Origin of the sequence: Mesorhizobium sp. (assembly GCF_041661565.1) — a bacterium.
Taxonomy (GTDB): Bacteria; Pseudomonadota; Alphaproteobacteria; order Rhizobiales; family Rhizobiaceae; genus Mesorhizobium.
Genome location: NZ_JBAZUD010000197.1, coordinates 1 through 7,404, shown reverse-complemented (window position 1 = coordinate 7,404; position 7,404 = coordinate 1). Strand labels below are relative to the sequence as shown.

Genomic DNA, 7,404 nt, shown 5'->3' with positions numbered 1-7,404 from the left:
CTTCGCTTACAGTTGCGGGGACAGCCGCGGATTAGAGACCGAAATCCCGCACCGCATTCCCTCTTAGCCCCTGCCGTTGCGGGCAAGGGACCGTCTGGACCGGGATTTAGGCTTTTGCAGGTGGCAGTGTCAACGCACGGCTACGACATGGCGATGTCGGCCAGCGGCTGTCCGAGGTCGCCCGCCGGCGTCACTTCCATGCGTTCAAGGCCAAGCCAACCCTGCATCTGCTTCAGTTCTTCGAACAGTTGCGCGGCTGTTTCAGGCGGTGCGCCTGCCTCGGGGTAGGCGGCGTGCACTCGCAGGACGCTCGCCGGCCGATCGGCCCTGAGGTCGACGCGGGCGACGATCCGATCGCCGAGCAGGAACGGCAGGACGTAATAGCCGTACTGCCGCTTCTCGGCCGGGGTGTAGATCTCGATGCGGTAGTGGAAATCGAACAGCCGCTCGGTGCGCGAGCGCTCGAAGACGACCGGATCGAACGGCGCCAGCAGGGCACGAGCATCGATTCTTCGGGGCAGCCGCGCGTCCCTGTGAAGGTAAGCCGGCTTGTCCCAGCCTTCGACACGCATCGGGACGAGCTCGCCGGCCTCGACCAGTTCCTCCAGCCGACCCTTCATGTCGGCGGGGGACAGGCGGAAATAGTCGCGCAAATCGCCTGAGGTCGCGATGCCGTGGGCGCGGGCGGAGATGCGCAGCAATTCGCGGTGCGCGTCCTCTGCCGTGGGGACAGGCAGGTCGAGAATCGCCTGCGGCAGGACGCGTTCCGGCAGATCGTAGAAGCGCTCGAAGCCACGACGGTGCGCGGTGGTGATGCGCCCGGCCCAGAACAGCCATTCGAAGGCGTGCTTGGCATGGCTCCAGCCCCACCAGCCGCCCGACCCTTTCTGGCCTTCGAGCGCGGACGCGGCGATCGGGCCCCGATCGACGACCGCGCGATAAATCTCTTCTATATAGGCGGTGTGCTCGCGGCCCCATTTGGCGAGGCCGAGATACATTTCATCGCCGCGTTCGGCGCGCTGCATGCGCCAACGCATCAGCGGGTATGTCTCGACCGGCAGGAAGGACGCCTCGTGCGCCCAGTATTCGAAGACAGTGCGTTTGCGGGTGACGGAGGCGTTGTCGAGCAAGGCGAGCGGGTAGGGGCCAAGCCGCGAATAAAGCGGCATGTAGTGCGCGCGGACCACAGCGCTCACGGAATCGATCTGCAGCAGGCCGGTGCGGGCAAGCACGCGGGCGAGGTGGCGCCGATCCGGCACAGCGGCGGGGCGGGGATCGAGAAACCCCTGCGCGGCCAGTGCGATGCGCCGGGCCATGGGGAGCGAGATTTTTTCCTTCATGCAAGCGTCACTCTAAGGGATTGACCGAGGTTTCGATGGCTGATTCCGAGCCATGCTAACAGGGATTTGGCGGCAGGCATGTCAGCAGACAAAAGTGGAGTAGAATTAGAAGGAAATCAAACAGGAGGAGATCGGACCAGTTTGCCGCGATATGCCGTCCAGCCGCTTGTTTTGAACAAGGTTTGACTTGCTTCGCTGGAAGTGCTGCGCTAACCCTCGCCGCGTTGCAGCATAGGCCCTCAAGACGCTTCGGCGGTTAAACTGTCACGCTTCCGCATCAGGGTCCGGTGCTGTAATCAACGTGGATTGGCGCCAACGGAAAGCCGAGCATGAACGCACTACTCAGTTCGTACCTGCCCATAGTCCTGTTCATCGGCGTGGCGCTGGTTGTCGGCCTGGCGCTGCTGACCGCCCCCTTCCTGGTGGCCTATCGCAATCCGGACCCCGAAAAGCTTTCCGCCTACGAGTGCGGCTTCAACTCGTTCGACGACGCCCGCATGAAGTTCGACATCCGGTTCTACCTGGTGTCGATCCTGTTCATCATCTTCGATCTGGAAGTGGCCTTCCTGTTTCCATGGGCAGTGTCGTTCTCGAAGATCGGCATGCTCGGCTTCTGGTCGATGATGGTATTTCTGGCGGTGCTGACCATCGGCTTCGCCTATGAATGGAAAAAAGGAGCGCTGGAATGGGATTGAACGACAGTTCAGGCACCCTCGTCGCGCCAAAGCCCAAGGGTATCATCGACCCCAACACCGGCCGGCCGGTGGGGGAGGACGATCCCTTCTTCCTCGAAATCAACGATGAACTGGCCGACAAGGGCTTTCTTGTCACCTCGACCGAAGCCCTCATCACCTGGGCGCGCAGCGGTTCGCTGATGTTCATGACCTTCGGCCTGGCCTGCTGCGCCGTCGAGATGATTCACACCTCGATGCCGCGCTACGACTCGGAGCGGTTCGGCGTCGCGCCGCGCGCCTCGCCGCGCCAGTCCGACATCATGATCGTCGCTGGGACGCTCACCAACAAGATGGCGCCGGCGCTGCGCAAGGTTTACGACCAGATGCCTGAGCCGCGCTACGTCATCTCGATGGGCTCGTGCGCCAATGGCGGCGGCTACTATCATTATTCCTATTCGGTGGTGCGCGGCTGCGACCGTATCGTGCCGGTCGACATCTATGTGCCCGGCTGCCCGCCGAGCGCCGAAGCGCTGCTCTACGGCATTCTTCTGCTGCAGAAGAAAATCCGCCGCACCGGCACGATCGAACGGTAAATCCATGACCGCATCCCTTAGCGAACTGTCGACCTATCTCGGCGAGAAGCTGATCGGCCGCGTCCACGACGCTGACATCGCCTATGGCGAGCTGACCGTGCATGTCGATGCACGCGACCTGGTCGAGGTCGTGACCTTCCTGCGCGACGATGCGCGCTGCCAGTTCATCTCGATCATCGATGTCTGCGGCGCCGACTATCCGTCGCGGGCCAAGCGTTTCGACGTCGTCTACCACCTCCTGTCGCCGAAGCAGAATGCGCGCATCCGGCTCAAGCTGCAGGCCGACGAGGAAACGATGGTGCCGTCGCTCACGGACGTGTTTCCCGGCGCCGACTGGTTCGAGCGCGAGACCTACGATCTCTACGGCGTGCTGTTCTCGGGCCATCCCGATTTGCGCCGCCTGCTGACCGATTACGGTTTCGAGGGCCACCCGCTGCGCAAGGATTTCCCGCTGACCGGTTTCGTTGAGCTTCGCTACGATGACGAGGCCAAGCGCGTGATCTACGAGCCCGTTGAGCTCAAGCAGGAATTCCGCAATTTCGATTTTCTCTCGCCTTGGGAAGGGACGGACTACGTCCTGCCCGGCGATGAAAAAGCCAAGACGAATTGAGGCGCCAGAATGGCTGAGACCTCCGTCCGCAATTTCAACATCAATTTCGGCCCGCAGCACCCGGCGGCGCATGGCGTTTTGCGCCTCGTGCTGGAGTTGGACGGCGAAGTCGTCGATCGCGTCGATCCGCATATCGGGCTCTTGCATCGCGGCACGGAAAAGCTGATCGAGAACAAGACCTATCTGCAGGCCTTGCCCTATCTCGACCGGCTCGACTATTGCGCGCCGATGAACCAGGAGCACGCCTTCGCGCTGGCCACCGAGCGCCTGCTCGGTATCGAAGTGCCAAGGCGCGGCCAGCTGATCCGCGTGCTCTACTGCGAGATCGGCCGCATCATGTCACACATCCTCAATGTGACGACGCAGGCGCTGGACATCGGCGCGCTGACGCCGCCGCTTTGGGGCTTCGTCGAACGCGAAAAGCTCATGGTGTTCTACGAGCGCGCCTCCGGCTCTCGCATGCATGCCGCCTATTTCCGTCCCGGCGGCGTGCATCAGGATTTGCCGCGCCAACTGGTCGAGGACATCGGCAAGTGGATCGACCCGTTCCTCAAGTCGATCGACGATCTCGACAGGCTGCTGACCGGCAATCGCATCTTCAAGCAACGTAACGTGGATATCGGCGTCGTCTCGCTGGCCGACGCCTGGGCCTGGGGCTTTTCCGGCGTCATGGTGCGCGGATCAGGGGCCGCCTGGGACCTGCGCAAATCGCAGCCCTATGAATGCTATCCGGAGATGGATTTCGACATTCCGGTCGGCAAGAACGGTGACTGCTACGACCGCTACCTCGTTCGCATGGAAGAGATGCGCCAGTCGGCACGGATCATGCGCCAGTGCGTCGACCTTCTGCTCGGCAAGGAAAGCACCGGACCGGTGTCGAACCTCGACGGCAAGGTGGTACCGCCCAAGCGCCAGGCGATGAAGCGCTCGATGGAAGCGCTGATCCATCACTTCAAGCTTTACACCGAAGGCTATCGCGTGCCGGCGGGCGAGGTCTATGCGGCCGTCGAGGCGCCGAAGGGCGAGTTCGGCGTCTACCTCGTCTCCGACGGCACCAACAAGCCGTATCGCTGCAAGCTGCGCGCTCCCGGATTCGCGCATCTCCAGGCCATGGACTTCCTCTGCCGCGGCCACATGCTGGCCGACGTCACCGCCGTTCTCGGCTCCCTCGACATCGTGTTTGGTGAGGTCGATCGTTAAATGTCAGTCCGCCGTCTCGCAGAAGCCAGCGTCCAGCCAGCATCCTTCGCCTTCAACCGGGCGAACGCGGCGGCGGCGAAGCAATGGATCAAGAAATACCCGAAGGGCCGGGAACAGTCCGCCATTATCCCGCTTCTGATGATCGCGCAGGAGCAGGAAGGCTGGGTGACGAAGGCGGCGATCGAGACGATCTCCGACATGCTCGGCATGCCGCGTATCCGCGGGCTGGAAGTCGCGACCTTCTACACGCAGTACCAGCTCAATCCGGTCGGCACACGCGCGCATATCCAGGTCTGCGGCACCACGCCCTGCATGCTGCGCGGCTCGGAAGGGCTGATGGACGTCTGCCGTTCCAAAATCCATCACGACCAGTTCCACACCAACGACGCGGGCACGCTGTCGTGGGAAGAGGTCGAATGCCTCGGCGCCTGCGTCAATGCGCCGATGGTCATGATCTTCAAGGACACGTTCGAGGACCTGACGCCGGAACGGCTGGCCGAGATCATCGACCTTTATGATGCCGGCAAGGGCGCTTCGGTTGCTCCCGGTCCGCAGAATGGCCGCACCACGTCGGAACCGATCACGGGCCTGACGACGCTGACCAGTGAAAAGGCAATCCTCAAGACCACGCGCGACGAGGAAGCCAGGGCGGCTACCAAGGCTGCCCAGGCCGCAGCGCCGGCTACCTCGGCCGGTACCGACTCCGCTGCCCCGGCAGCAACCGGCGCATCTGTGGCGCCGTCCAATGCCGGCAAGCCGAAGACCAACGCGGCTGAAACCGACCCCACACTGAACTCGCCGTCCGCGACCAAGGTGGCGCCGGCGGAGGAAAAGGCCGTGAGCGCCGCGGCACCGGGGCATTCGGCAGCCAATGCCAACATGACCTCGCCCGAAGTCGAAGCGGTCTCCAAGCAGCGCACCGGGCCAACCGCCAAGGCTGAAATAGCGCCGGGCGGCAACAGGAACGGCAAGAACGGCAAGAAGCCGGTCTGAGGAAAGAACATGCTTCAGGACAGAGACCGCATCTTCAACAACATCTACGGCCGCTTCGACCGGTCGCTGGCCGGCGCGATGTCGCGCGGCGCCTGGGACAACACTCCGGGCATCATCGCCAAGGGTCGTGACTGGATCGTCAACGAGATGAAGGCGTCGGGCCTGCGCGGCCGTGGCGGCGCCGGCTTCCCGACAGGGTTGAAATGGTCGTTCATGCCCAAGCAGAGCGATGGCCGGCCGAGCTATCTCGTCATCAATGCCGACGAATCCGAACCCGGCACCTGCAAGGACCGCGACATCCTGCGCCATGATCCGCACACGCTGGTCGAGGGCGCGCTGATCGCCGGTTTCGCCATGGGCGCGATCGCCGCCTACATCTATGTGCGCGGCGAATTCATCCGCGAGCGCGAGGCGTTGCAGCGGGCCATCGACGAGGCATATGCGGCCAAGCTGATCGGCAAGGGCAATACGTCGGGCTACGATTTCGAAATCTACATGCATCACGGCGCCGGCGCCTATATCTGCGGCGAGGAGACGGCACTGCTCGAAAGCCTCGAAGGCAAGAAGGGCCAGCCCAGGCTGAAGCCGCCATTCCCGGCCAATGTCGGTCTCTATGGCTGCCCCACGACTGTCAACAATGTCGAATCGATCGCGGTGGCGCCGACCATCCTGCGTCGCGGCGCGGCCTGGTTCTCATCCTTCGGCCGGCCCAACAATGTCGGCACCAAGCTGTTCTGCATCTCCGGCCACGTCAACAATCCGTGCACCGTCGAAGAGGCGATGTCGATCCCGTTCCGCGAGCTGATCGAGACCCATTGTGGCGGCATTCGCGGCGGCTGGGACAATCTGCTGGCGGTGATCCCGGGCGGCGCGTCGGTGCCGCTGGTGCCGGCCGAGCAGATCATAGACGCGCCGATGGATTTCGATGCGCTGCGCGATCTCAAATCCGGCCTCGGCACTGCGGCCGTCATCGTCATGGACAAGTCGACCGATATCGTCAAAGCGATCGCGCGGTTGTCCTATTTCTACAAGCACGAGAGCTGCGGCCAGTGCACGCCGTGCCGCGAAGGCACCGGCTGGATGTGGCGGGTGATGGAGCGGCTGGTGCGCGGCGAAGCGCAGAAGCGCGAGATCGACATGCTGCTCGACGTCACCAAGCAGATCGAAGGCCACACGATCTGCGCGCTGGGCGATGCGGCGGCATGGCCCATCCAGGGCCTGATGCGGCATTTCCGCGGCGAGGTGGAGCGCCGCATCGACGAGTTTTCGCGCAACGCGCACCGGGCCGAGCCGGTGTTGGTGGCTGCGGAATAGATACCATTCTGAACGCGGGCAAACGCCCATAAAGAGGAAGCCGGGCCGGGGCATACGAAGAAACGACTAAGGAGATCCAATGTCGGCCTATTCGACACCCTACCCATTGATGCCCAATCTGGACCAGATCGAGACAATGAACCAGGACCTGATCAGGATGATGCCGAAGGAGATGGCGAGCGCCGTCAACCTTTTCGCGCATCCTGTCGCGGGGGCGGCGGCAATGTCGGCGCTCGGCATCGGCCTCGCCAACCATGCGTTCGGTGTCTGGATGGGCGCGCTCAGCGGGGCGGCGGAAGCTTCGCGGCGTATGCTGTTGCCGATCGTCGACGATTTCGAGGCGCGCGCCGAGCATGTTTCGGTGACGGCCAGGAATGCCTCCAAGGCCCGCGCTGCGACCAGGACCCTGATCGCGGAAGCGCAATCCTTCGCGCGGGACGTGACGGACATGGCTGCCCAGGAGGCCGTGGACAAGACGCCGGCCGCCGACGCGGAACGGGCGACGGCCACCCCGGCCGGGGTGGCGCGGGCGGATTTGCGGCAGCCCCGAATCATGGACCGGCCGGAGAAGCCGTCGGACCTCAAGGCGATACCGGGCATCGGCCCGAAGCTGGAGAAGGTGCTCAACGGCCTCGGCATCTGGACATATGCGCAGATCGCCGCATGGACGCCGGACGAGA

Annotated in this window: 7 protein-coding genes, 1 pseudogene and 1 riboswitch; of the genes and pseudogenes, 7 read left to right on the top strand and 1 reads right to left on the bottom strand. The window is 63.5% G+C overall.

The annotated features are described in order from the left end of the window. A riboswitch (cobalamin riboswitch) is annotated at positions 1-110 on the bottom strand. This riboswitch is flagged as partial in the annotation. Between the two features lie 30 nt (positions 111-140). Beyond that, on the bottom strand, positions 141-1,340 hold the full coding sequence (locus WC739_RS23610) for a winged helix-turn-helix domain-containing protein (RefSeq protein ID WP_372955410.1): 1,200 nt from the start codon (positions 1,338-1,340) through the stop codon (positions 141-143). Positions 1,341-1,669: 329 nt separating this feature from the next. Between WC739_RS23610 and WC739_RS23605 the strand changes: the two genes are divergently transcribed. From WC739_RS23605 to WC739_RS23575, 7 genes and pseudogenes are all read left to right on the top strand, one after another. Next, a complete protein-coding gene (locus tag WC739_RS23605; RefSeq protein ID WP_372955409.1) occupies positions 1,670-2,035 on the top strand; it encodes an NADH-quinone oxidoreductase subunit A in 366 nt (121 codons plus the stop codon). After that, entirely contained in the window at positions 2,026-2,607 is a 582-nt protein-coding gene (locus tag WC739_RS23600) for an NADH-quinone oxidoreductase subunit B family protein (RefSeq protein ID WP_372955408.1), read from the top strand. The genes WC739_RS23605 and WC739_RS23600 overlap by 10 nt, the downstream gene beginning before the upstream one ends. Positions 2,608-2,611: 4 nt before the next feature. Next, positions 2,612-3,217: an NADH-quinone oxidoreductase subunit C gene (locus WC739_RS23595; RefSeq protein ID WP_372955407.1), complete on the top strand. Its 606-nt coding sequence runs from the start codon at positions 2,612-2,614 to the stop codon at positions 3,215-3,217. A 9-nt stretch (positions 3,218-3,226) separates the two neighbouring features. After that, on the top strand, positions 3,227-4,417 hold the full coding sequence (locus tag WC739_RS23590) for an NADH-quinone oxidoreductase subunit D (protein WP_372955406.1): 1,191 nt from the start codon (positions 3,227-3,229) through the stop codon (positions 4,415-4,417). Next, positions 4,418-5,365: pseudogene (gene nuoE, locus WC739_RS23585) on the top strand (NADH-quinone oxidoreductase subunit NuoE); the annotation flags it as partial. 54 nt (positions 5,366-5,419) lie between these two features. Beyond that, positions 5,420-6,724, top strand: coding sequence for an NADH-quinone oxidoreductase subunit NuoF (gene nuoF / locus WC739_RS23580; RefSeq protein ID WP_372955405.1), 1,305 nt, complete (start codon positions 5,420-5,422; stop codon positions 6,722-6,724). A 79-nt stretch (positions 6,725-6,803) separates the two neighbouring features. Next, the coding region (locus WC739_RS23575; RefSeq protein WP_372955404.1) for an NADH-ubiquinone dehydrogenase at positions 6,804-7,404 on the top strand (601 nt) is incomplete at its 3' end.